Origin of the sequence: Pedobacter sp. SAFR-022, assembly GCF_051965375.1 — a bacterium.
In the GTDB taxonomy this organism is placed as follows: Bacteria; Bacteroidota; Bacteroidia; order Sphingobacteriales; family Sphingobacteriaceae; genus Pedobacter.
On record NZ_JBQCME010000003.1, the window covers coordinates 118,326 to 141,282 of the forward strand.

The following is a 22,957-nucleotide window of genomic DNA, read 5'->3' on the forward strand; positions in this document are numbered from 1 at the left end:
GCTTAAAATAATGATTATTAGGTGAAAGTTGGTTGATTTGGTGGACTTAACCTTAAACATTCCGGAACGATCCCGGCGTCAGATGCACATTTTTCTTGAAGAAGTGGATAAAATGTGGCAACTCCTCGAAGCCCAGACACCAGGCAATCTCAGAAATGTTCCAATTGGTATGCTTCAGCAATGCCCTGGCCTCCTGCAAAATCCTTTCTGCAATAAGCTGTGAAGTCGTCTTTTCAGTCACTTCTTTCAGCGAGCGGTTCAAGTGATTTACATGAATACACAAATGATCCGCAAAGTCCGCAGGCGTACGCAATTTCATCTGCTGCATCGGTGACTCAATTGGAAACTGCCGTTCTAAAAGCTCAATAAACAAGGAAGCTACGCGAACAGCAGCTTTCTGTTTTCCAACTGGATTGGACGTTGCAGGCTTAAACTTCAAAGCGCTATGAATGATCTCGAATACCAAACTTCGCAGCACATCGTACTTGTAAACGTAATCTGACGAGATCTCTTCAAACATCCTGGAGAAAATTCTACGAATTTCCTGACGCTGTTCCTCATCTAAACTATAAACCGCATCGGCACCAGGTTTAAACACCGGGTATTCTTTAAAGTTGCCATATTGTTGAAAGAAGGCATCAGTGAAGATGCAGAAAAATCCACTTTGTGCATCATCCAGCGACTCCCAATTATAAGGGACCTGAGGATTCGCAAATAGTAAAGCAAATTCATCAATAACCACGGTCTTATCCGCATAATAGATGTTGTTCCGACCCTCAATAAGGCTGATCTTGTAAAAGTCCTTACGACTGTAAGGAATCGGCTTTGCATGGCAGCCAACAAAATCATCCAACTCGAATACATTGAAGTGCCCCATCTCCTTCTTTAGGTTGTCAGGTATCCAGTTCAACTTGGACTGGTAAAACTCTTCTATACTCTGCGCTTTATCCATCATTCAAAAATAACTTAAATTGTTGTTAGCAGAAAGTATCCCTGTCGGCCTTCACAGGGATACTTAACCGGTTTTTATTAATCGTTGAAAGCTGTTGAAGTCGCCAGATATTTCAGCAGTTCCATTTCCCGCTCAACATTTCTAATCTTTTCGTTGACCATTTCGTAGGCATCATGACCTAAAAACAAGTGTAAAGGTGCCTGGTCAAGTTCAGCAGCTTCAATGAATACATCTGCGGCTTTTTCAGGATCATTCGGCTGGTTACCGTTTATCTGTTCCTGGTGCATGGACTGCGAAGCGCGAACAGCCTCATAGGCTTCGATTGGAGTAGATGGTGTCGCAAGCGATGAATCCAGAAAGTTCGTTCTGAAATAGCCCGGTGAAACAATGGTCACTTTGATGCCGAAGGGTTCTACCTCGGTAGCAAGCGACTCTGACAAGCCATGAACGGCAAATTTGGTCGCACAGTAAATACCAAAGCCGGGGAAGCTTCCGGTGAAACCGCCAACAGAAGCAACATTAAAGATATGTCCGGATCCTTGTTTCCGCATCTGCGGCAATACATTCCTGATCACGTTCAACATTCCAAATACGTTCACATCGAAGTTGCTTCTGCTTTCCTGGTCGCTTAGCTCCTCCAACCCACCAACCAAGCCATAGCCGGCATTATTCACCACGACATCCACGCTACCAAACTTCTCCACCGTGGCGTTCAGCGCTGCAGCTACACTGTCTTCACTGGTTAGATTAACCTCCAGCGGCAATAGATTTTCATGTTTACCGGCAGCTTTTTCAAGATCTGCAAGACGTCTGGATGTTGCTGCCACCCGGTGGCCCTGACTGATTAATTTGTTGATCAAGGTTAGCCCCAAACCCTTTGAAGCACCTGTTACGAACCATACTCTTTTATTTTCCATAATATTATGATTTGATTGAGAACAAAGGTATTTCAATGGCTGTCCGGCCTTCATGCGGCGATCAATCCGATAGTTGTAAAAATCAAACAAGCGCTGCCGTCACCGCCGCTAGTCACTGAAAAGCTGCCGGAAGTTCAAAGGTGATGGACCAGTTTTTTGCTTAAAGAGCTTATTAAAGGATTGTGGATGTTCGAAGCCCAGCTGGTAGGCCACTTCTGCGATTGTTGAAGAACTGGTAGGAAGCAATCTTTTTGCTTGTTCAATCAGTCTGTTATGAATATGTTGCTGCGTACTATGACCTATCAAGGATCTAAGCATATCCGATAAATATCTGGGAGAGACCTTGTCAGTGTACAAGTGATGTGATCCACCACGTATTCCCAAATGGATCCAACACCCCACAGGTTCTACCGTAGTTCTGGTCTGAGAGCTCCATCACGGTACTTGCGCCATGTAAAAGTGCCAAATGATAAGTGTCATCTGCGCTGTCTACATAAACAAACAGATTTGCATTGGCGAGAGGCCACTGAGCATCGGTGTCTGCAAACATGATTGTACTACCGGCAATTATGATTTCAGCGTGCATGATCAGATCAGGCCGTTCATCCCGCATTTCCTTCATGCCCTCAGTAGCGTTGAAGACGTTTCTGGTAAATCCAATAAATCCTTCGGCATTGTTTAACATCAGGTAGGGCATTACACCCTGATGGTTTTCAGGTATCCTCATAGCTAAAGTTCTTAGTTCACCTTAAGTTACTAACTTGGCATTTAAAATAGGTTCAAAAACGAAAAAAGCAGCCTTACAGCTGCTTCTTCAACCTAATAAAACATCTTATTTAATAAAAAGACTGGCAATTGCATTGACATCAGCCATAGTTAAAGTTTCATCGAAAGCCTCTGTGGCAACTTTTTCGGAATAACCGAGATTTCTGATGTTCACACCCCCTTGGGTAGTATTCTCTTCTCCTTTGTAAACGGCATCGACCTGTGGTACACCGCTGTCATTGCCACCGGTGATCCAGGGTTTCATTGCCGTTAACCCACCGCCAGCAGGTGCCCGGCGCATCTGACGAATATGTGAAGCATGCCGTGCTTCTACCGAATGAATCTGCAAAGCTGTTTGAAGTACCCCAGGACTGGACATTAAATTGCCGGCCTGCCCCTTGTAAGCCCTTACTCCAGTATCTTCCAAGGCCTGTGCGACAGCCAGGAAAGTCTTGTAGTCCGAAAATACATTTGGGAAAGTACCTTTAGCAGTATAATCAAAATCGGTCGCCGTGAAGACCACGGGCTTTTTACCCAAACCAGCTATTGCACCTTTTAACAGGTTAGCATGTTGCCACTCATGTTCACGGATTGTGGCAATCGCGCCAACACCTGGGCCTGCAGGAATTAGCCCGTTGGTTGCTGAGCCAGTTTTATAAAAGAAGTACTCCAGGTATTCCAGGGTAAGCGCAAAATTTAATACTTGCTCCACAGCTACAGGCGCAGTCTGTCCGTAAGCTTTGTTGAACATAGACCCCAGGGAAAGGGGAATAGCTGCAGCCGCAACTTTTGCACCGAAGCCGTAGAACTGCTTCATTGCTGCGCGGCGTGGACTCAGTCGTTCATAGATTTCACCATCTACTTTTTCTATCTCTGATAATAAGTTTACAATATTCATGGTTGTTGGTTAAGAAGGTAAATTGTTTGCGTTAATTTCAGTTTTGATATAGGTTTTTGCTATGGCAAGCACCTCTTTAGGACTTCGCGCTACATCAAGGCCAGTAGCATCTACAACTTCCATATTAGCAAAGCTGCCATTTTCGATCAGGTCACGTATCAATGCGGCATGCCTCGCTTCAACAGAAACAATCTTGCCGGCAAGGGTTAGATAATCGGGCGATTGGATCAATCTGCCAGCACCATTATAGGCTGATACACCCAGATCTTCAAAGGCTTTTGCAGTCCCAAGTACCGAGGTACGGTCGCTAAAGTTAATGGAGGAAAAATCTACTTCTAAGGCAGGGATTGCTTGATCACCTAAGGCCGCCTTGAAGAAATCACGATGTGCCAACTCATGGTCCCTGATGTCTGTTAAAAATACCTTCTCCGTTTCAGTCATCCCACCAAAGGGTGTTTTTACCACTGCCTCATAAAAGGCGGCCTCTAGCTGCTCCAGTGCATAAGCATAATTTAAAATGCCGATGTCGCCAGAGCCAAGGTCAACAGCCCCAGTTACCGGATCTACCATGCCATCGTTATCCTTCTTGCAGCCTGCCACAGTTAATGCAACTGCAGCCATTCCTGCACCTGCATAGCGCAGAAAGGACCGGCGCTGAATCCCTGATTCTAAAATGTTTTGATTTTCCATCGTCTGATTTTTGATTGGTTATGCAGAGACTTACGCAGCAATCCTTAGCTCGGATTTTTGAAAAGGAATTTATTTTTAGAATATGGTTTTTCTTGTAAATGGCTGAAGATTTGCCACAACTTAAATCCATAACGAACATGCCATGAACCTTCTTGAAGCGCAATACAAACTTGTACAATCCTCCCGTGAAGTTTTGCTTAACTATTGTTGCAGCATAGAACAGCCTGACTTTATCAAAGAGCATACGACTTTCGGACCTGGAAGCATCCGAAATCTGCTGGTCCACATCGCAAACACTTACGAGCAATGGATCGGCATCCATGCGCTTGAAAAGAATATGCAACTAACCAGATACGAACCTGTTCATACAGCCGTTGATGCTATTGAACTTTTCCAGCATACCGATCAGCTGATGCAGGAATTTTTCAGGGTTATCGACAGCCGGATAATGGAGCCTAAGGAGCTACGATTCAATGACCACACGAGGTTCATCGATGGACTAACATTTTTCAGTCACGTCATTACACATGAATTTCACCACAAAGGTCAGATCATGTCACTTTCAAGACATCTGGGCTATCTACCCGTTGACGCCGACATATTGCGTTAGCAACTGCTATTCCGCAAACAAGTACCCGCTAAGCGCCAGGCCGTTTGCGACACTCTTGAAATTGTCACCTGAATTCAGGTTTACCTGCGGAAAACGTTGTTTGAAAAGTTTCTGAATGCTACCTACCATGGAGGTTCCGCCAGTTAAGAACAAACTGTCGATCCTGGCTGGATCGATATTATGCTGCTCCATAAAATGGTCCAGATATGCAGCAATCTGATTGACGTTTTTAGAAATGATCTCATCATAAAGTGCAAGCGAAATTTCCTCATCGATGTCAATCTCCATCTGATGGTAACTGAAGCGAGAAGATTCTACAGCAGAAAGTTCAATTTTGGTTTGTTCAATTGACCTGAATACGGAATAACCCAGATTATTGTCGATAAGGGTAATCAGGTTCTTAAACATCCTGTCCTTGCCAGAGAAATAGTAATAATCTTCAATGTCTTTTCTGATTCTCGGACCATTGAAAAAGTTCATCTGTTCCCAGGAGCAGATGTTTGCAAACAACGATTTGGGAACCGTAAGGCGCTTACCGGGAGTCGCTTCATATTCGGTGTACTTACCGAAGTACGGTGTACCACGCTCCCACATAAACGCAGCATCCAGACTATCACCACCAATGTAAATACCGCCAGTGGCCATCATGTCATTCTTACGATCTTTGCTACCCACCTTCTCCGGATCCAGTACCAGGTAGGTGAAATCCGTCGTACCGCCGCCTAGATCGGCAACAAGTACATGTTCTGCCTTTGTTAAGCTGCGCTCATAAGCAAACGCTGCACCGATGGGCTCAAACTGGAAACGAACCTCCGAAAATCCGGCCAACTCAGCAGCTTTACTAAGCCGTGTTTGCGCCAGCGTATCCTTTTGAACGTTATGATCATCAAAGAAAACCGGCCTTCCAATGACCGCTTTACCGCAGTCCTCACCCACCAGCTTATCAGCCCGCGCTTTAAGCGCACTAATGATGATGGCTACAAGCTGTGATGCATTGTAACGTGTTTGCTGAATACGAGTTTCGATGAAACTACTGCGCGATAAGATCTGCTTTACTGACTTGATGAAGCGGCCTTTCATACCTTCGCTCAGGTAAGCGGAAATGGCTTCCTCGCCCACCACAAAGTTCGGACTGCCGTCAGCCTTACGATGCTCAAAAAAGTATATCAGTGATGGAATAATGATCGTGTGCTCAATTGCTCCAGTTTCTTCGTTGTAAACTGCTAAGGCAGAATTGGTGGTTCCGAAATCAATTCCATACATATACTTTCCCATAACGCAGCCTTAAATTTTTAAGGGGGCGAAAGTATCAAAAATTATTGCGGTTCCCGCAGCGAATTGTCAGTGAACAGTTCGTTTTTCACTTCAGAAGATAATTGGATGAAGCGTTCATACTGTTTTAAGGCATCTGCAATCACTTCCCTCTGGTTAAAATATTCAATGTTATAGCCAACTCTGTTGTCGCCGAAATAAGTCTTGGGGATATAGGTCTTATTTCCCTCAACTCCAGGAATATTATCTTCATTAACCAGAAATTCTGATATCAACTTTGACTCACTTCTTACCCCATAGGTAAAGTCCTCTATAAGATCGTGTTTTATGGTTAATGCGACATCTGTAGGTTTTTCATTAACGGTCACCGTGGCGGTGATCCCTTTGTTACTAAATTCCATAGCAAGCTCCTGCAGTGCGACCAATACCGTCTCCCGCATAAACTTATCCACAGCATCCCGATTCTTAAAGGACAGAATTTTTTGCAGCCTTTCTTTCCAGAATTCTCCGGACCAGTTGTTGGCCGCATGCGAGTAAGACCTGGAATAATAAATATCATCTACAATTAATCCTTGAACAAGGCTATAGCAGAACATGCATATCAGCAAGGAAAAAGGAAGGGCTGTAATAAGCGTCATAGTTTGCAGCGACTGTAGCCCGCCTGCATTGAGTAATACCAAAGATAGAAGGGCCAACAAAATTCCCCAGAATACCATCTGCCACTTTGGAGACTTAAGGGCATGATTCGTTGCAATGCTATTCATCACGAAAATCCCGGAATCTGCCGAGGTGACGAAAAAGACAAAGATGATAAAGATAGCAAGACCGCTACTCAAATTTGAAGCTGGAAGAAGGTCTAAGAACCTAAACAACATTTCATCTGTCTTATCTGCAATTCCGCTTAAAACACCCTTTGCAGTATTACGATCCAGCCAGGTTGCGCTATTCCCAAGCACGGTCATCCAGAGAAAATTGAAAGCTGTAGGAATAATTAGTACTGCACCGATAAACTCCCGGATGGTACGCCCACGGGAAATTTTAGCGATAAACAATCCTACAAAAGGTGACCATGAAATCCACCATGCCCAGTACAAGATGGTCCAATTGAAAAACCATGGCTGACTTTCAGGCTCGTAGGCATGCGTATTAAACGTGAGATTGAAAAATTGCGTAATGTAGTAGCCTATCCCTTCGGAGAGTGAGCCCAGCAGGAAAACGGTAGGACCACAGATGAGGATAAAAAACAAGAACAGGATCGCAGCAACAATATTCAACTGGCTCAGGAACTTAACACCTTTATTTACCCCTGATGTTGCGGAAAAGGTAGAGATGGCCATGATCACGGTTACGATGGCCACTTGGTACCGGAAGCCAGTTTCCTCCATTAAACCGAGTTCTACTAAGCCTGCATTTAGTTGCACGACCCCAAACCCGAGTGTAGTTGTAATACCAAAAAAGGTACTGCATAGGGCGAAAGTATCGATCACATCACCAGAGGGACCATTGATCCTATTTTTTAAAATTGGATAGAAGCAACTGCGAAGTGAAAGGGGCAACCTGTATCGATAGGTAAAATACGCCAGTGATAAACCTACCAGGCCGTAAATTGCCCATGCATGAATCCCCCAGTGGAAGAAGGTATAGAGTTGCGCATTTTTAGCGCGCCTGATCTCATCCAACCCCGAGAAAGTAGGGTCGGAGAAATGTGACACTGGCTCCGCCACCCCAAAATACATCAGTCCGATACCCATTCCAGCCGCAAAGAGCATGGACACCCAAGAGAAAAAAGAATATTCGGGTTCAGAATCATTATCCCCCAGGCGAATGGCACCATAGCGACTGAAAAACAAGAATATCAGAAACAGAACAAAGATCGTTACGGACCAAACATAAACCCAGTTCAGATTAATGAAAATCCAGTCCTGTACAATCCCTAAATATAAAGCAGCCTCCCGCGGAAAAATGCTGGAAATGAAGGTGATCGACAGTATGAAGATCAGGCTGGGAATTATGATGCCCTTTTTGAAAGTCGTATTCGAAAATAAACTACCGCTCCTATTTGTATTCATGTGCTTCCTCCTGTTGTAAGGCAAATATAACCTTTCTTTGCTGGGTTAGTTTTGAACCGAGATTTTGAACAACATTAACACCCATGTTTACAGTATTTTAGCTAAATTAAAGAAACTACAATGCCATGAAAAGGAATACATTTATCACCTCCATCTTTACCCTGCTCGCGACACCAGGATGGACGACTCCACTACGCACAATAAAGGTCGCTTTAGACAAAGGCTTTAAGGTCTCTGCTGGTGAGGGACGAAAACATGGACATCTAAAGCTGAAAGGCGTCAATGCAAATGTGCTGGACGTTAAAATATCGGGTACTGATACCAAGGGCGACCTGGCTGTTTTTGAACAAACGTCACTCAGCCAGGGCCGTGGAACCCCATTACACGTACATCCTCTACAAGATGAGATATTCTATGTGGTTCAAGGTGCTTATCGCTTTAAGGTCGGTGAGGAGCAATTCGCATTGGCGGCTGGCGAGACGATTTTTCTGCCAAGACAAGTCCCACATGCCTGGATTCAGGATTCGGCAGCAGGGAAAATGTTGGTTATCCTCCAGCCCGCTGGTAAACTTGAGGATTTCTTTGTCTCTATGGCAGGTCTTGATCATGAACCCACTGCCGAAGAGGTCAAACGTTTGTTTGCCGAAAATGAAATGCAGGTGGTCGGGCCTCCGCTAGAACCGCTGAATAAGTCTGTTTAGAAATCCAGGGTCATCTTCTTTTCAGACGCGCGGAGCTCCAGAGGAAAGACAGTTCCATCCAGCTTTATGAACTCTATTTTGTAGGATTGCTCACCATATAAGGATATAAGGTATTGCGCTTTTTTGAACTTAATGTCCGGCTGCAAACCTTTAAAATTCGCAGGATTGATATCCTGTGTAGCCGTTATCGAGATCTGCATCGTATTCTCTATGGTCTGGTAAGTAACCTTGTAATATTCACCTGCAGAATAGTCTTCTTTTTTGCAGGCAATAATGATCACAGCAAATAGTAGGAGCGTTAATAGTCTTTTCATACCCGCTAATATAACTGATCATTTTTTTTTAATGCAAAAATCAGTGTCATTTCCGCCCCTATCCTATTTGCCCTATTAATAATTGTTAAATTCAGCTATTGTTTCACAGATCTTAGAAAGACATGCTTGAACTCGTAATTGATTCCCGGATAGCAGCCATCAGTGCTGAAATGAAGGTCAAACGAATCCTTCCTTTTCGGCTGCGCCGGATGATCGGCCCATTCATCTTTATGGACCATGCCGGTCCCGTAGAAAACATCGCTGCACAATCCTCCAGCCTTGATGTACTCCCGCACCCACATATTGGATTATCAACGGTGAGCTACCTGTTTGGTGGTGAGGTTACCCATCGCGATAGCCTTGGTATAGAGCAAATTATCCGTCCAGGAGAAGTAAACTGGATGACTGCCGGCAGCGGCATTGCACATTCGGAGCGATTTGAGAGTCCCGCAGCACTCGCCGGTGGTCTGGAAATGATACAAACCTGGGTAGCTTTACCTGAAAAAGACGAGGAGGCTGCACCATCCTTTCTGAACTATAAACCAGCAGATCTGCCGGTATACACAGATAAAGGCGTTTGGATGCGACTAATTGCCGGAGACGCTTACGGTCTAAAAAGCAGCGTACATACCAACTCACCATTGTTTTACCTGCATGTGGTACTGCAGTCAGGTGCAACCTTCGCGCTCCCTAAGGAACATTCCGAACGCGGATTCTACATTGTAAAAGGCAGCATTGAAATTGGGGCCACAACGTATCATGCAGGACAAATGCTTGTTTTTACCAAAGGTGTAGATCCGGTTCTACTGGCTAGACAAGATACAACCCTGATGCTGCTTGGAGGCGAACCTTTGGGTGAACGATTCATCTGGTGGAACTTTGTATCCTCGAGAAAGGAGCGCATTGAGCAAGCTAAAGAAGATTGGAAGCAGGGCCGCTTTACCTTGCCGCCTACCGACGATCAGGAGTTTATTCCCCTACCTGATGACCGGTCGAGGCCGGCAGGCAGTTCACCCAAACCCGAGCCACTATCTTAGCCCGCGGGTACCTGTACCATAGATCTGTGCAAGAGAATTTTACATAAACAGAAATTCACTCAATAGATTACGTGAGGTCCAGGTGTACCGTTAAGGTAATACAGATTTGTAGTTAAGTTTAAACCACAAGCATTTCTTTGTATTACAATTTAGCAGCTACATCATGAGAAATTCAATAAGCCCAGACCTTCAAAAATTCATCGACAAATTTGAGCCATCTAAATATAAATTAATCGAAAAAGGGCTTGAGATAAGAGGAGTGCGGGACATGCACCGTAACCTCACGCAAGCTAAAGAACTGATCGCCCGGTTGGAGCTTAATTTAACAGTATTCCATGATGCCGAAATGCTAAGCTATGGCGGCTTTGAGGTACTTCCCCGTTCGCGGTAGCCTTTGCTCTGATGATCATACATACCTGATGGTGCCCATACTGCCTGTAGACCAGGCTTTGAACATTTTATAGGTGTTTATCAAAATATCGACACTTTGACAAAATCATGCTGGCACCTCGTTTCGGAAAATGATTTTTATCATGCAAAGGCCGCGACCCCAGATTTAAAAACGCCCTATTACATTTAAAATCTTGATTTACGATTTAATTTGATTTACTTCGTTCATATTAACGTAGTATGAACGAAGGATTAAGATTAGCAGCACTGAGGGCATTCGGTCAACTTCGATTAGAAGACAACACGGAGCTTCAGGATGCCTTGCTTATCGCAAAAAGCATATTCGAGACCCCAGTTGTGGCGCTTACGCTGTTCGATGAGGATAAACATACGATCAGGTTAAATATTGGACTTTCGAACACCAACCTCACCAACGTTATTTCCCTCTGCAACTACACCAGTGCTCGAAGGGAAATTTTTGTAGTAGAGGATACTCAAGATCACGAGCATTTCGCTCCACTATCCCAGTTACCGAATCAAGAAACCATTCGATTTTATGCTGGCTCTCCCCTCATCACCAAGGAAGGCCTATGTATTGGCACCTTGTGTGTTATGGATCACATCCCGCATGAAAGGTCCGGCAAAGATGATCTTAGCTTAACGTTGCTTGCTAAACATGTCATTAGTATTTTGGAGGCCAAGCTGAATCTTAGCAGGCTGGATCGTAGTTTCGCAGAACTTGAGCAGGCCAGAGCAAATGCAATCAGCAATGAAATCAAGTTACGTGCACTCTTCGAAAGCCTTACCGATGTTTATGTCTTTCTGGGCATGTCCGGAGAAATCCTGGACTTCAATCAAGCTGCATACGACTATATCCTAAAATTCAAGGGAAAGAAGATGATGAGGGGCGGCCACACCGCAGATTATCTAAACGAAGTTGACAACGCCGCCTTTATGGCCAACTTCCGGTCCGCACTAAATGGTGAGCGTATAAGTCAGGAAATGCTGAGTAACCCGGAAATTGCAGAAAGGGTCTGGTGGGATAGCATATTCGAACCTGTACGTAATAAAGATGGACAAATGATGGGCGTGTCTTATATCGCCCGGAACATCAATAAAAGAAAATTGGACTCCGAAAGGATTCTGAAGCAAAACAAAATCCTCAAGAAGATCGCCCATATTCATGCACATGATTATCGCGCACCCGTTTGCGCCATCCTTGGAATTATGAACTTAATTGAAGGCGATGGTTATATCGCCTCCAAAGACTATTTGTTGATGCTTCAGAAAGCCGTCAAAGAACTTGACGAGAAAACTCAAAGCGTCATCAGCCTGATTTCCGACCTCTCCATGGTTAGCGATACCGAAAAGACCAGATAGCTACTTTGTGGCCGTCGTATCTGCGCTGACCGGCTCCACCCGGTGCAGAACCTTCGATTTATGATTAGAAATTCTTACCCGGACCCTGGCCTCCCTGCCTGATGCATTAACCAGGCTTGCAGAAGCCTCTGGTTCAATGATCGCCTTAACACTTGCTTTTGTAATCATCAAATTGTCCAGGCCTTTTCTTTCCAATACCAGCGTATCGTTGGACTGGTTTTCAATGTCCAGGTTGAAGCCGGATTTGTCCTCCAAGGCAATCATCATCTTAGAATGCGCGGCTATGGTTTGATTGATGGTGAATGCTTTGGAATCCTTGTTCAAAACACCACATCCAAGGCCCAAAAGTGGCAACAATAAAATGATTATTCCTTTAACCGGGTTAATTTTTCTTTCCATAAAGCGACAAATCAATTGAGAAAATATAAATTAAATATAAGATAACTTGTTGGCATGATTGTTCGTAAGTCGAGTCTTGTAAAATCTACAATTCTAAATATCATCTATGCTTCTTGCACAAAATATTCGCATCAGTCGGATTTTAAAAGATACCTGGCAGGTAGATCTAATTATGATCGTATCCTGCACCGTTGCTTACATGATCCGCGAACACCTCATCGCCAACAACTATGTTATCCCTGCAATTATACCTACCCTGTTGGGAACGGCCATTGCGTTCTTCATTGGTTTTAACAACAATCAGGCCTACGATCGTTGGTGGGAAGCACGAAGGATCTGGGGATCGCTCGTAAACGACTCCCGCTCTTATGCCCGTAGCCTCCTGAATTATGTGGATGGTGACGAAAAGACCATCAAGCGAATGATTTTCCGGCATATTGCCTTTCTGTATGCCTTGAAGACAAACTTGCGAGGCGGAACCAATGATTGTAACGTGCGATATTTGAATGATGCTGATAGGCTCGCCATACAGGGTGCCAGCAACTTACACAATGCAATTTTGAATCTGCAATCCGCAGATCTTCAAAGGCTATCAAAAAATGGCCATATTGATGGCTTCCGTTTTATGGAGATCAATGCCATGCTGGTCAGATTTTCAGACAGCATGGGCATGAGTGAGCGCATTAAAAACACCGTGTTTCCTACTACTTATTCGTATATGACCAAAGTTTTTATCTGGCTTTTCGTTGTGACCTTTACGCTGGTCATCAGCGAAAGCGCAGGTGTGGTGTCTATTTTCCTGGGCTGGCTAATTGGATTTGTGTTTGTCTCTACGCAGATAAACGGAATGAACCTGGTTAATCCATTTGTAAATAACTCCGCCAGCATACCGTTAAACCAAATCACAAGAGGTATAGAAATCAACCTCTTGGAAATGATGGGTGCAGAAGAGGTACCAGAGCCGGTGAAGCCAATCAATGACGAGTATGTGTTATAGCAGCACAAACAGAATGCTGATCGCTTATCGAACAAAGGTCTCCAGGTATTCCCTTCCGGAAACCCAGGCGATCTCTTGATAGCGCCCATTTGCCAGCTCGGCATGCTGCGTTGAAAACATGGAATACATATACTGACTTTGCTGCCATTTAGCATAGAGTTCATATTCTCCTGCAGGATCGTTCGCCCTTTGTTTCTCTATGTAAGCTGCAAATTCCTCTAATGAAGACATCATAATTATACTGAAACCACTACCTGTAATTTCCTGAACCTGAGTACGCAGCTCATCAGGACTAATCTGAAAACTTGCAATCTGCAAATCCCTTGGAGCGCTGTCATCAAGTGCCACAGCTGCAGTAAATGCAGCAGTATTGTCCATTGTTGTGAAGTCCAGTTTCCAGTGAGCCTTATCACCCCAATACCCAATGCTTTTATCCTTGAGATTCAAAACCGGTATATTATATTTAAGAATGTCTGCAAATGCGCCGTTGAATATAGAGGATGCCTGGATCCCTGTACTATCAAGATAACTTTTAAAGGTTCTTCTTAAGTCAAAATTCCTGTTGTCACCAGGTTCGAGAAAGTTGTAATCCGTGCAGAAGTCAGAGGGAATAAACCTGGGAACGCCAGCCTTTAACGCAGCATCAAGCACACGAGTTTGTAAATCGACAATCACCTCGGCTAGTCCCGCAAGTGCTGACACGACACAATTAATTCCCACACATGACTCCGCGATGTCATCAACTCTGCTCAGATCCCGGACTTCAACTTCAACGCCCAAGCGTCGAAGTGTTTCAAGCTTTTCCTGGTCCGAAGAAGGTCTAACAATAGCGCGTACAGACGCCCCTTTTTTAATCAATTCACTGCAAATCCTGGTGCCAAGGTTCCCCGTTGCACCGGCTACTAAAACGTTGCTCTTCATATTTTAACTGTAGATTATTTAATTATTTCCCTAAAAAGCTTAGGACTGCCCTAAGCACCTGTTCAGGTTGTTCCTCATATAAGTAGTGTCCGCTATCGGAGATTTCAATCAGCTTAAGGTCAGGCGCAACTGCTGGCAGCCCCATCTTCATATAGTTGTAGCTGATATAACTTCCAATCGCCAAAACGGGCATGCTGAGCTGCTGATAGCTTTTGGAATCTTCAATATCTTGCCCGAAAGTTTGATACCATCCATTAGATGCCCTGATGCTATCTGCATCATTGTAAGCAGCAGCATATACCTCACGATCAAAACCCGACATCTTGCGATCATCAATCATTACATAGTTAAACAACCAGTCTAGCAAATGCTCAAACCTACCTTCCAGTAATTTTTCAGGTAATCCTTTTACCTGGTTAAATCCCATCCACCATGCATAAGGCCGTGCTGCATCCATCATAGCTCCAAAACTCCCGGGAGCAGGTACCAGTGGCATGTACAACATTCCTTCACCCGGATGTGATCCATCTAATACAACAAGCTTTTCAGTGTGTTGCGGATAATTGAAGGCAAAACTCATGGCGATCATCCCGCCAATGTCGTGCCCCATGATGTGTATCTTGTCATACCCGAGTTGTTGTATAAGCCTTAGAATGTCTGTGGCCATTGTTTTCTTATCATACCCCTCCAATGGCTTTTCAGAGCTTCCCATGCCCCGGATATCTACAATGATAACGCGGAAGGTTTTTGCGAGTTCTGAAGCAATTGGATGGTAAGAATACCAGGTCTGCGGCCATCCTGGCAAACAGATCAGTGGCATACCACTCCCGCCTTCCACATAATGTAAGCTAACACCATTAATGGTGGAATAGTTATTTTTAAAATCGGGAAAGTTTTTAATTAATTCATCGTCATCAAAAGTGTTCTGCGTCGGGATTGAGTTCTCATTCGGGTGAGTCATAATTTATGTCTTAGATTAGGACTCAAATGTAGCTCGAACTGGAAGGCTTGATTCTACCATGTGGTAGATAATGCAACTCACTTAATATTTTTCCGGATTCGGCTTAAAGCATTTGGTGTAATGCCCAGGATGGCTGCGAGTTGTTTTACAGGGATCTTCTTCAGAAATTCAGGATTGCTCATAAATTCCATATACCGTTCTTCAGCAGAAAGCGTCTGGAAGTTGATGATCTGATCAATCATTCTCACTGCAGTTGCCTCCCATATCTTTCGCCCAAACTCCTCCCATGCAGAAATATGGGCGTAAAGAAAATCCATGTCTTTCTTATCGATGACCACCAGTTCAGAATCTTCAATGGTTTCTATATTGAACCGGGAGGCTCTTTGTGGGTTTAAACTGGAGATCTCTGTAAAAAACTCATTTTTAAAAGAGATCCATGTCGTATTTTCCCGTCCATCCTGTTCATAAAAGAACCGGATTCCACCGGCAGCAATGAAAAAATACTGGTTTGCAATCTGCCCCTTTCGGAGAATGAGTTTTCCTTTTGGAACCTTGCGGTTTACACATCTGGAAAGCACCAGATCCAGATCTGAGTCGTGGATGCTTACAACAGACCTGATAAATGACACGAATGCCTCGCTACATTGCTCCATGATATTACTTCCTCATGCTACTTCTGATCTTCTCCCGGTGCTGCTCGCCCCATAAGCTTAACTCATGTAGTACCTTTCTTAGTGTCGCACTGTGTTCAGTTGCTTCGTAGATGATTGTCACTGGTGTAGTTGAATATACCTTCCGTTCTACAAATTCATTAAGTTCAAGGTTTTTCAGCTCGTTCGCCAGGATCTTAGGCGAAATGCCTTTAAGCTCATGTTGAATTTCATTGAAGCGCTTTGGCCCGTCTATGAGGCTTAAGATCACCGGGAGCTTCCACTTGCCTCCCAGCACGTACAATGCGTCAAGCACGTTTTTCATGGAGCCGGCACATTCTTGCCGACCCAGTACCAATTGCTGCTCCTTAATCATCGTTTCCATACCCAAAGCTACGTACTTTCCTCTAAGTAAGCGCTTTCCTTTAGGTAAGTACTATCTTTTTAGTAGTAGCATAAAATACCTTTGGTGACAAGAATTGCGGATGCAACAGGGTCTTAATACCAGCGCGGCATCCGCTTTTAATCACTAAATATAAAGAAACATGAAACGAATTCTTCATTTAATTTCCAGCATCCAGGGGGCACAATCCTACAGCATCAAATTAGGAAAAGCGGTCGTCGAAAAGATCATGGAGAAACATCCAGGCAGCATCGTTGAAGAGGTAAATCTTAACGATCTGGAGCTTCCACATCTGAATCTCCGGATTCTTCAATCAATGTTTACCCCAGGTGAGCAGTTGACGCCGGAAAACCGGGAATCATTACGCTACTCGGACGAAGCCATCAAGCAATTGACGGCAGCGGACATCATCGTTATTGGCGCGCCGCTTTATAACTTCAGCATCCACACCGCCTTGAAGGCCTGGCTGGACCTTATTACAAGAGCCGGAATAACCTTCAGCTATAATGAAAGCGGCCCGGTCGGACTCGTTCAGGGCAAGAAAGTCTACATCGCGATGTCGTCTGGAGGTGTATATTCTGAAGGACCTGCTCAGCAGAACGACTTTGTAGCACCATACCTGAAATCCTTCCTCGGCTTCCTGGGCATGAAGGAAGTTGATGTTTTCCGCGTTGAAGGTGTGAAGATCCCTGGCATTATGGAGCATGCTTTAGAAAAAGGCATCGCAAGCATTCAGGTGGACTAAAAGCAAACTGGCAGGTACCTCGGTCCTAAACCAAGGTATCTGCCAATTTTAAATGCGCATTATTCTTGCTCTATTTTTCTAAAGATCTTCTTCATACCCTCGGGATCGATGCTTTTCATATCCACCAGCTTCAGCGATTTTACCATCTTTTGAGTACTTGTTTTGTAATGCAGGAAATGCGGTGTTTTTAAATGGGACAGGTAGGCATCCTTATTGGCATACATTTCAACGATGCGGATCTGATTAGGATAATCATTTTGATACATTGGAAAGATTGCCAGTACACCAGGTTCAAGCTCAACCGATGCAGCAGCCTCAGCCTTCAGTATTACGAGGTATTCCTCCAGGTATTGCGGAAATATCTCAATTTCAGCAATGCGTAACATCATGCGCGAATCCGTTTTCTTTTTATCTGGATTCACCTGTGCCCAAGAGGTCTTAAAGCTGCCCATCAACAGCATTAAAAAAACGAAATTTATAATCTTGTATTTACCCATTTGTGAGGTGTTATTCTATTTTTTGGACAAATCCTGGAGTTCTATATTCCTGAAGTCAATTGGCTGACCTTCACTTTGCAGGGCGATGTATCCACGCTTTAGCAACTTTCCATCCTGTTTAATAGCCGGATCGTATCGGTTTACCACGTCACCACCAATCTGAGGTTTTGAATACTTCATAACCGTGTCGCCATTGATGATGTGGGTGATGAGCGAGTCGCCTAGCACAATCAGCTCGGCCTTCACCCACTGGTCGCCATCGTAGGTTTTTGATTTCGAATTAATGCAGTGCCGTTCGTCCAGTTTCCCTTCATAAATGATTTTTGTGCCAGGGGAACACATGTTTCCCGTAGTGCGCGGTTTACCGTCGCCCAGTCCACCAAGGAACTGGAACTCCACAGATATTGGCCAATCTTGTTCCTTAGGCATGGTCCGCGGATCTTGCGAATGGAACATCACACCACTATTCCGCAAGGTATAATCGGGCGCACCCTTTTGCAGCTCCCCTACAAAACGGTACTCCAGCTTAAGATGGTAATAGGAATAAGGCACCTTGTAATACAGATGTCCAAATTGATCATTGAAGTCTCCATATTGATCATAGCGAACCTTTATGATCCCATCCTCTACCCTGAAGGTATTTCCAAAATTCTTGCCAACTTCATGGTGGTGGATCTTCACAAACCAGTCCTGAATGTCTTTACCATTGAAGAGCTGCACCCAATCTTGCCCCCCTCTGGAAGGCTTAACCGATTTGCAGCTATTTAATGCCAGGAGCAGCAGGAATGAGAATTTTAATAAACGCATAGTCAAGATTAAAGGCTTAACCGTAATTTACAAATATTATCCTGCCAGCGAAAAAAAACATTACAGATGGTCACTGTTCTTAATTCATAGTAATGGTTGTCACAGAGCGTGGCGCCAACCTGAAGGTTCCACTGAATTTCTGTGCAGCAGATGGCTTTAGATTATCCTTTACATCAGCTGTAGTCACGTAAGTACGGTGGCTTTTAATCCCTTTAAAGTTCTTCAACTCCGGGAGGATCGTCCTTGGCTGATCCGTGTAGTTTACCAGTACCATAACCAGCTTATCAGCTCCGCCACTGAACGCAGAAACCATTACATCCTGAGCAACTTCAACTGCATCACGTCCATCATTCCTGCTCGTCGTTAGACGCGTCATACCAGGGCGCACGAACAGACTGTAGTTCCCCATAGCCCAAAGATTTTTGGTGATGCTAAATTCACCATCTGTATACTCCGGATTAGCCGGATCTAAAGCAAGCAGATAGTAACGCGTGTCCCATTCAGCACTGCCTGGTTCCCACACATTCCAAAGCTGCCATGCTGCAGCATTACCAACAGTGAGATCCTGATTGATGACTTTTGCCAGAAATAATGCACAATCCATCTGCGTACGTTTTGCTTTCGTCCCCTCCCTAAATCCATCTCCTAACATGGAGTATTCCGACTGCCAGTATTCAAGTCCATATTTGGCTGCAGTGTCTGCTAAATGCTTGCGCACCGCCACCATACTACTGTCTCCATTATCCGTAAAGTAGCTATGGCCCGCAATTATGCGAGGTACATGTTTGACGTTTTGAAGACTGTATTTACTTTGCTCCCCGAAAAATTCCTGAATCTGGTTTGAAGCAGCAGATGTTCCACTGTATAGGTAGGTAAGCATGCCTGCCTCCGGGGTCAGGATTTGAGCGCTTAGCTGTTTCTTTTGCAGAGAGGCATCCAAGGCACCTACGACTTGATGTATATCGGCATTGCTCCAGGGACTACCTTCCTGGCTGGCCTCACCAGGTTTGTTAGACCAGTCCCATTGCGGTTCATTTACAGGACTGATGTATTTGAAGTGTAGCCCCTGCTGATCGAAGTGTTTGAGCACTTCCGTCAGGAAATCAGCATAGTCGTCGTACTTGTCGGGTTTCAGATTCGTTGTATAATCTTTTTCGGTTTTGAAACCAAGTCCGTTCTTTGTAAACTGGACCGGAGGCGTATTCGAAAAAGCAATCAGGTTTTCCACGCCATAGTCCTGTGCCTTCTTAACAAACCAGATGTAGCCAGACTGTTTGTTCCAGTCATAGGCTCCATCAGGTGCAAGAAAGGATTCCACCCGCTTACGAAAATCCTTAATGCCACTGCTGTCGCCCTGTTCTGCCGTACCACCACCGATGTTGAAGCGCCATGCGGATAAACCAATGCCTTTGAAACTGCCATCAGCGGCCTGCGCTTTGCTAAAAAGCAATTCAGCCATTCTTTCGCGTTTTTCAAGCGGCCAGTATTTACCCACTCCCTCAGAAAACCAGCAGCCGGACGCACCAAAGTTGTGGATGGTTTGCGCCTTGTTATTGGCGTCGATGGAGATCACCAGGGTCTTATCCGACCGGCTTTGACCTTTGGAGCCGAGCGAGAAAAGCAATAGCATGGAAAGCGACAAGTATAGGTTAAAGTTTTTCATCTATGGGGATTTTCAACACCCAATATAATTAAAAACCTCATACATGTAGATCAATATCCAGCAATCGTCTGTGGTAATTAACCTGTCCAAGATGATAATTTAAATGCGTGGCAAGATGGACCAGAAAGTACTCGGTGGTCATTTTGTAATCAAACACTTGATCAGGGTATTCATCGCTCAGTTGCGCTTCCGTGATGCTCGGTAGTACAGCATCAATCATTTGAATCGTACGATCTAATTCGTTGAGCAGTGCTACCCTTGGGACATTCCTCCGGGAGAACTCCTCAGGTCTGTTTCGAACATAACCTGTGTGCCCCAGAACAGCGCCAATATAGGTGTTCAGGTTGCCAAGAAGATGAAGACAAAGGTTGCCTGTGGCATTGGAGATATTATTATCTACAAGCCACAGGTTTTCTTCATGATTGTACAAGCTGAGTTCCGCTTTAAGTTTCAGAAGATCCCGCTTGAATATCAAAGTCAAAGTATCAGTAAGCATCGCCATATTTCTGGTAAATTAACAATTGTTAAATCCTATTCAAACCCAAGGACCGGATGTGGCTGATAAAGTTCTTCCAATCTTTGAATATCCGCTGCTGATAGTCTTTTTCATTAGCTACTTCAGTCAACCTTTCGACAATTGCAAAATCAGCATCCGCGCCGTACAGTTTTTTGCCAAAAGCATCTGTTTTCGCACGTTCCGTTTCGTTCCGCTCCTTAGTTCTTTTACCGGTTAACAGTCCACGGGCGAGGGGCAACCATGATATTACTGCAAGCTTCTGATCTACGCAGAACGGGATCATCTCGCGTTCCTGTTCACGGTATATCAGGTTATAATGTGGCTGCATGGATACACCAAATCTTACATATTCCATAGCTGGTGTTGTTAATTCTTAATGTGTGTTAAACTTAACAACACCGGCAGGTATCCGTTTGAAAAATCTGCGTAAACTTAGCAGCAATCGTCCCTTGAAATTGTAGGCATGCCCGAGGTTGAAATTTTTCAAAGGCATCTGTATGTGTAGCCGCCATACAAACAGGCAGGGTTGTTGGTGCATATAATAAATCATTAGTTTTGTAATAGAATGAAGAAAATAGGATTCTTATCATTTGGACACTGGTCCAACCACCCTGCTTATGCAACCCGAACTGCAAGTGACACCTTGCTACAGTCTATAGATCTTGCAGTCGCTGCCGAAGAGATTGGCATAGATGGCGCCTACTTCCGCGTCCATCACTTTGCAGCGCAGCTGGCATCACCCTTCCCCTTATTGTCTGCAATCGGTGCGAAGACCAGTAACATAGAGATTGGTACTGGTGTAATCGACATGCGGTATGAAAATCCCTTGTATATGGTGGAAGATGCCGGCGCAGCCGATTTGATCTCTGGTGGGCGCTTACAACTCGGGGTAAGCCGCGGCTCGCCCGAGCAAGTGATTGATGGCTGGCGTTACTTCGGTTATGAACCTGAAGCGGGACAAAGCGAAGCAGATATGGGTCGTGCAAAAGCACTGGAGTTTCTGGATAAACTATCTGGAAAGGGCTTCGCTAAGCCAAACCCGAACCCAATGTTCCCGAATCCACCGGGTTTGTTACGCCTGGAACCCCATTCAGAAGGATTGCGGGAACGCATCTGGTGGGGCGCGGCAACGAACGCCACGGCCATCTGGGCAGCAGAAAACGGCATGCACCTGCAGAGCTCCACGTTGAAATTTGATGAAAGTGGTAAACCTTTCCATATCCAGCAGGCGGAACAGATCAGGGCTTACAGAGAAGCCTGGAAGAAAGCAGGACATCAAAGGGAAGCTCGGGTGTCGGTGAGCCGTTCCATTTTTGCGCTGGTAACCGATGAGGACCGGTATTATTTTGGACAGCAAGGCAAAGGTTCTGATCATTTTGGTTATATAGAACCTGGTACACGTGCAGTCTTCGGAAAGAGCTACGCAGCCGAACCCGACAAGCTAATCGAGGAACTCGCAAAGGACGAAGCACTGCAGGAAGCAGACACCATCCTATTGACTATCCCAAACACCATTGGCGTTGAATACAACATTCACCTGCTGTCTTCGATTCTGGAGCACGTGGCACCTGGCCTGGGTTGGCGTTAGTTGCCGGTTCCTTCAATCTTCATAATTTAAAATCTTACTGGGCAATACCTGAAAACGTTTCTTGAATACAGATGTAAAATGCTGTGGGTTCTTATAACCCACAGCATCTGTAACTTCATTCACTGAAAGCCCCCTTTTTAACAATATCTTCGCTCTCTCCATGCGAAGCTCGCTGAGATACCCAAAAACGGTATAGCCATAGGCTGCTTTAAATCCCTTTTTGAGTTTGAAGTCGTTCAAGCCGACCATTCTCGCTAACTCCAGCAATGAAAATGTATGTTTAATATTTTGCTCCAGCAGCTGCCTTGCCTGTTCCAGCTTCATCGCATCCGCTGAATTAACACCACTAAACACCGGGGCTGGATCATAGCTGAAATCCTGATTCAGATGCATCGAGAGAACTTCCAGTATCTTCGCTTCCAGATATATTCGCCGAATATGTGCTGGATGCTCTGCCCGGCAGATCTCATTAATAATCTGCTCGATCCTCTTTGGCACTAATTTGTTGCAAGGCATATAACTAAGCTTCTTGCTGCCAGCAATTCCGTGATCCATTAACATTAAACGATTGCCAGCGCGATACTTCAAAAAATTACGGGTCATGCAAATTGAAAGCATGCGCAGCTCCTCTTTGATCTCAACCTGTATGTTCAGTTCATCGCAGTAAAGGCAACTGTAACATCCCGCTTTTAACGCGTTTACCTCCCCCGCTAAAACGAAGTTCATCATTAAATAAGAGTTTTTGCAAGACACCTTCAGCATACATGCACTATTGCAATTAACTGAACTTAACAGCACCATTGCCCCATCAAAC

The 22,957-nt window shown here is 44.6% G+C and carries 28 protein-coding genes; 8 read left to right on the plus strand and 20 right to left on the minus strand.

Translation table 11 applies throughout. From position 1 onward, the window contains the following. Positions 1–52 precede the first annotated feature (52 nt). From ACTHQF_RS08855 to ACTHQF_RS08880, 6 genes are all read right to left on the minus strand, one after another. Positions 53–955 carry a helix-turn-helix domain-containing protein gene (locus ACTHQF_RS08855; RefSeq protein ID WP_440429767.1) on the minus strand — a complete coding sequence of 301 codons (903 nt, stop codon included), beginning with the start codon at positions 953–955 and terminating at the stop codon, positions 53–55. Positions 956–1,029: 74 nt separating this feature from the next. Continuing rightward, positions 1,030–1,869, minus strand: a complete 840-nt coding sequence (locus ACTHQF_RS08860) for an SDR family NAD(P)-dependent oxidoreductase (protein WP_440429769.1) — start codon at positions 1,867–1,869, stop codon at positions 1,030–1,032. Positions 1,870–1,977: 108 nt separating this feature from the next. Continuing rightward, on the minus strand, positions 1,978–2,271 hold the full coding sequence (locus ACTHQF_RS08865; RefSeq protein WP_440429771.1) for a helix-turn-helix transcriptional regulator: 294 nt from the start codon (positions 2,269–2,271) through the stop codon (positions 1,978–1,980). Beyond that, on the minus strand, positions 2,216–2,596 hold the full coding sequence (locus tag ACTHQF_RS08870) for a VOC family protein (protein ID WP_440429773.1): 381 nt from the start codon (positions 2,594–2,596) through the stop codon (positions 2,216–2,218). Before ACTHQF_RS08870 ends, ACTHQF_RS08865 begins: the two co-directional genes overlap by 56 nt. Positions 2,597–2,701: 105 nt before the next feature. Then, on the minus strand, positions 2,702–3,532 hold the full coding sequence (locus tag ACTHQF_RS08875; RefSeq protein WP_440429774.1) for a ferritin-like domain-containing protein: 831 nt from the start codon (positions 3,530–3,532) through the stop codon (positions 2,702–2,704). Between the two features lie 9 nt (positions 3,533–3,541). After that, positions 3,542–4,222 (minus strand): ferritin-like domain-containing protein, encoded by a 681-nt coding sequence (locus tag ACTHQF_RS08880; RefSeq protein WP_440429776.1) that lies wholly within the window; start codon positions 4,220–4,222, stop codon positions 3,542–3,544. A gap of 142 nt (positions 4,223–4,364) precedes the next feature. Here ACTHQF_RS08880 and ACTHQF_RS08885 point away from each other — a divergent pair, with 142 nt between their 5' ends. Further along, positions 4,365–4,832: a DinB family protein gene (locus ACTHQF_RS08885; protein WP_440429778.1), complete on the plus strand. Its 468-nt coding sequence runs from the start codon at positions 4,365–4,367 to the stop codon at positions 4,830–4,832. Between the two features lie 6 nt (positions 4,833–4,838). Here ACTHQF_RS08885 and ACTHQF_RS08890 read toward each other — a convergent pair whose 3' ends face one another. Both ACTHQF_RS08890 and ACTHQF_RS08895 read right to left on the minus strand, forming a co-directional pair. Then, positions 4,839–6,107, minus strand: coding sequence for an Hsp70 family protein (locus tag ACTHQF_RS08890; protein ID WP_440429780.1), 1,269 nt, complete (start codon positions 6,105–6,107; stop codon positions 4,839–4,841). Positions 6,108–6,148: 41 nt separating this feature from the next. Further along, positions 6,149–8,173, minus strand: a complete 2,025-nt coding sequence (locus tag ACTHQF_RS08895) for a BCCT family transporter (RefSeq protein WP_440429782.1) — start codon at positions 8,171–8,173, stop codon at positions 6,149–6,151. Between the two features lie 125 nt (positions 8,174–8,298). Here ACTHQF_RS08895 and ACTHQF_RS08900 point away from each other — a divergent pair, with 125 nt between their 5' ends. Next, on the plus strand, positions 8,299–8,874 hold the full coding sequence (locus ACTHQF_RS08900; protein ID WP_440429784.1) for a cupin domain-containing protein: 576 nt from the start codon (positions 8,299–8,301) through the stop codon (positions 8,872–8,874). Here ACTHQF_RS08900 and ACTHQF_RS08905 read toward each other — a convergent pair. Next, positions 8,871–9,188 carry a hypothetical protein gene (locus ACTHQF_RS08905; RefSeq protein WP_440429785.1) on the minus strand — a complete coding sequence of 106 codons (318 nt, stop codon included), beginning with the start codon at positions 9,186–9,188 and terminating at the stop codon, positions 8,871–8,873. The two genes, ACTHQF_RS08900 and ACTHQF_RS08905, sit on opposite strands and share 4 nt — an antisense overlap. Before the next feature lie 122 nt (positions 9,189–9,310). Here ACTHQF_RS08905 and ACTHQF_RS08910 point away from each other — a divergent pair, with 122 nt between their 5' ends. The 3 genes from ACTHQF_RS08910 to ACTHQF_RS08920 all read left to right on the plus strand — a co-directional run bounded on the left by ACTHQF_RS08910 (position 9,311) and on the right by ACTHQF_RS08920 (position 11,995). Continuing rightward, the gene (locus tag ACTHQF_RS08910) at positions 9,311–10,225 is read left to right on the plus strand and encodes a pirin family protein (RefSeq protein ID WP_440429787.1); all 915 of its coding nucleotides are present in this window, start codon (positions 9,311–9,313) and stop codon (positions 10,223–10,225) included. A 163-nt stretch (positions 10,226–10,388) separates the two neighbouring features. Then, complete coding sequence (locus tag ACTHQF_RS08915) at positions 10,389–10,616, plus strand: hypothetical protein (protein WP_440429788.1); 228 nt, start codon at positions 10,389–10,391, stop codon at positions 10,614–10,616. A 239-nt stretch (positions 10,617–10,855) separates the two neighbouring features. Then, on the plus strand, positions 10,856–11,995 hold the full coding sequence (locus ACTHQF_RS08920; RefSeq protein WP_440429790.1) for a PAS domain-containing protein: 1,140 nt from the start codon (positions 10,856–10,858) through the stop codon (positions 11,993–11,995). Here the strand turns inward: ACTHQF_RS08920 and ACTHQF_RS08925 are convergent, their stop codons facing one another. Beyond that, the gene (locus ACTHQF_RS08925) at positions 11,996–12,394 is read right to left on the minus strand and encodes a hypothetical protein (RefSeq protein ID WP_440429792.1); all 399 of its coding nucleotides are present in this window, start codon (positions 12,392–12,394) and stop codon (positions 11,996–11,998) included. It lies immediately after the preceding gene. Positions 12,395–12,500: 106 nt separating this feature from the next. On the opposite strand from ACTHQF_RS08925, the gene ACTHQF_RS08930 reads away from it, so the two are divergent. Continuing rightward, entirely contained in the window at positions 12,501–13,391 is an 891-nt protein-coding gene (locus ACTHQF_RS08930; RefSeq protein WP_440429793.1) for a bestrophin family protein, read from the plus strand. 24 nt (positions 13,392–13,415) lie between these two features. On the opposite strand, the gene ACTHQF_RS08935 is transcribed toward ACTHQF_RS08930, so the two are convergent. The 4 genes from ACTHQF_RS08935 to ACTHQF_RS08950 form a co-directional block, all read right to left on the minus strand. After that, on the minus strand, positions 13,416–14,312 hold the full coding sequence (locus ACTHQF_RS08935; RefSeq protein WP_440429794.1) for an NmrA family NAD(P)-binding protein: 897 nt from the start codon (positions 14,310–14,312) through the stop codon (positions 13,416–13,418). A 22-nt stretch (positions 14,313–14,334) separates the two neighbouring features. After that, positions 14,335–15,273: an alpha/beta fold hydrolase gene (locus ACTHQF_RS08940; protein WP_440429795.1), complete on the minus strand. Its 939-nt coding sequence runs from the start codon at positions 15,271–15,273 to the stop codon at positions 14,335–14,337. A gap of 77 nt (positions 15,274–15,350) precedes the next feature. Then, positions 15,351–15,926 carry a Crp/Fnr family transcriptional regulator gene (locus ACTHQF_RS08945; RefSeq protein WP_440429796.1) on the minus strand — a complete coding sequence of 192 codons (576 nt, stop codon included), beginning with the start codon at positions 15,924–15,926 and terminating at the stop codon, positions 15,351–15,353. A 4-nt stretch (positions 15,927–15,930) separates the two neighbouring features. After that, complete coding sequence (locus ACTHQF_RS08950) at positions 15,931–16,308, minus strand: winged helix-turn-helix transcriptional regulator (protein ID WP_440429797.1); 378 nt, start codon at positions 16,306–16,308, stop codon at positions 15,931–15,933. Positions 16,309–16,468: 160 nt separating this feature from the next. On the opposite strand from ACTHQF_RS08950, the gene ACTHQF_RS08955 reads away from it, so the two are divergent. Further along, positions 16,469–17,071: an FMN-dependent NADH-azoreductase gene (locus ACTHQF_RS08955; RefSeq protein WP_440429798.1), complete on the plus strand. Its 603-nt coding sequence runs from the start codon at positions 16,469–16,471 to the stop codon at positions 17,069–17,071. 59 nt (positions 17,072–17,130) lie between these two features. Here the strand turns inward: ACTHQF_RS08955 and ACTHQF_RS08960 are convergent, their stop codons facing one another. The 5 genes from ACTHQF_RS08960 to ACTHQF_RS08980 form a co-directional block, all read right to left on the minus strand. After that, a complete protein-coding gene (locus ACTHQF_RS08960; RefSeq protein ID WP_440429799.1) occupies positions 17,131–17,523 on the minus strand; it encodes a putative quinol monooxygenase in 393 nt (130 codons plus the stop codon). A 60-nt stretch (positions 17,524–17,583) separates the two neighbouring features. Continuing rightward, positions 17,584–18,375 carry a 3-keto-disaccharide hydrolase gene (locus ACTHQF_RS08965; RefSeq protein WP_440429800.1) on the minus strand — a complete coding sequence of 264 codons (792 nt, stop codon included), beginning with the start codon at positions 18,373–18,375 and terminating at the stop codon, positions 17,584–17,586. 79 nt (positions 18,376–18,454) lie between these two features. Next, positions 18,455–20,038, minus strand: coding sequence for a glycoside hydrolase (locus tag ACTHQF_RS08970; protein ID WP_440429802.1), 1,584 nt, complete (start codon positions 20,036–20,038; stop codon positions 18,455–18,457). A 37-nt stretch (positions 20,039–20,075) separates the two neighbouring features. After that, positions 20,076–20,540, minus strand: a complete 465-nt coding sequence (locus ACTHQF_RS08975; RefSeq protein ID WP_440429803.1) for a DinB family protein — start codon at positions 20,538–20,540, stop codon at positions 20,076–20,078. Between the two features lie 22 nt (positions 20,541–20,562). After that, a complete protein-coding gene (locus tag ACTHQF_RS08980; RefSeq protein WP_440429804.1) occupies positions 20,563–20,910 on the minus strand; it encodes an aldo/keto reductase in 348 nt (115 codons plus the stop codon). Positions 20,911–21,120: 210 nt separating this feature from the next. Between ACTHQF_RS08980 and ACTHQF_RS08985 the strand changes: the two genes are divergently transcribed. Next, entirely contained in the window at positions 21,121–22,143 is a 1,023-nt protein-coding gene (locus ACTHQF_RS08985; RefSeq protein ID WP_440429805.1) for an LLM class flavin-dependent oxidoreductase, read from the plus strand. Between the two features lie 12 nt (positions 22,144–22,155). Here ACTHQF_RS08985 and ACTHQF_RS08990 read toward each other — a convergent pair whose 3' ends face one another. Continuing rightward, complete coding sequence (locus ACTHQF_RS08990) at positions 22,156–22,872, minus strand: helix-turn-helix transcriptional regulator (RefSeq protein WP_440429806.1); 717 nt, start codon at positions 22,870–22,872, stop codon at positions 22,156–22,158. Positions 22,873–22,957 lie beyond the last annotated feature (85 nt).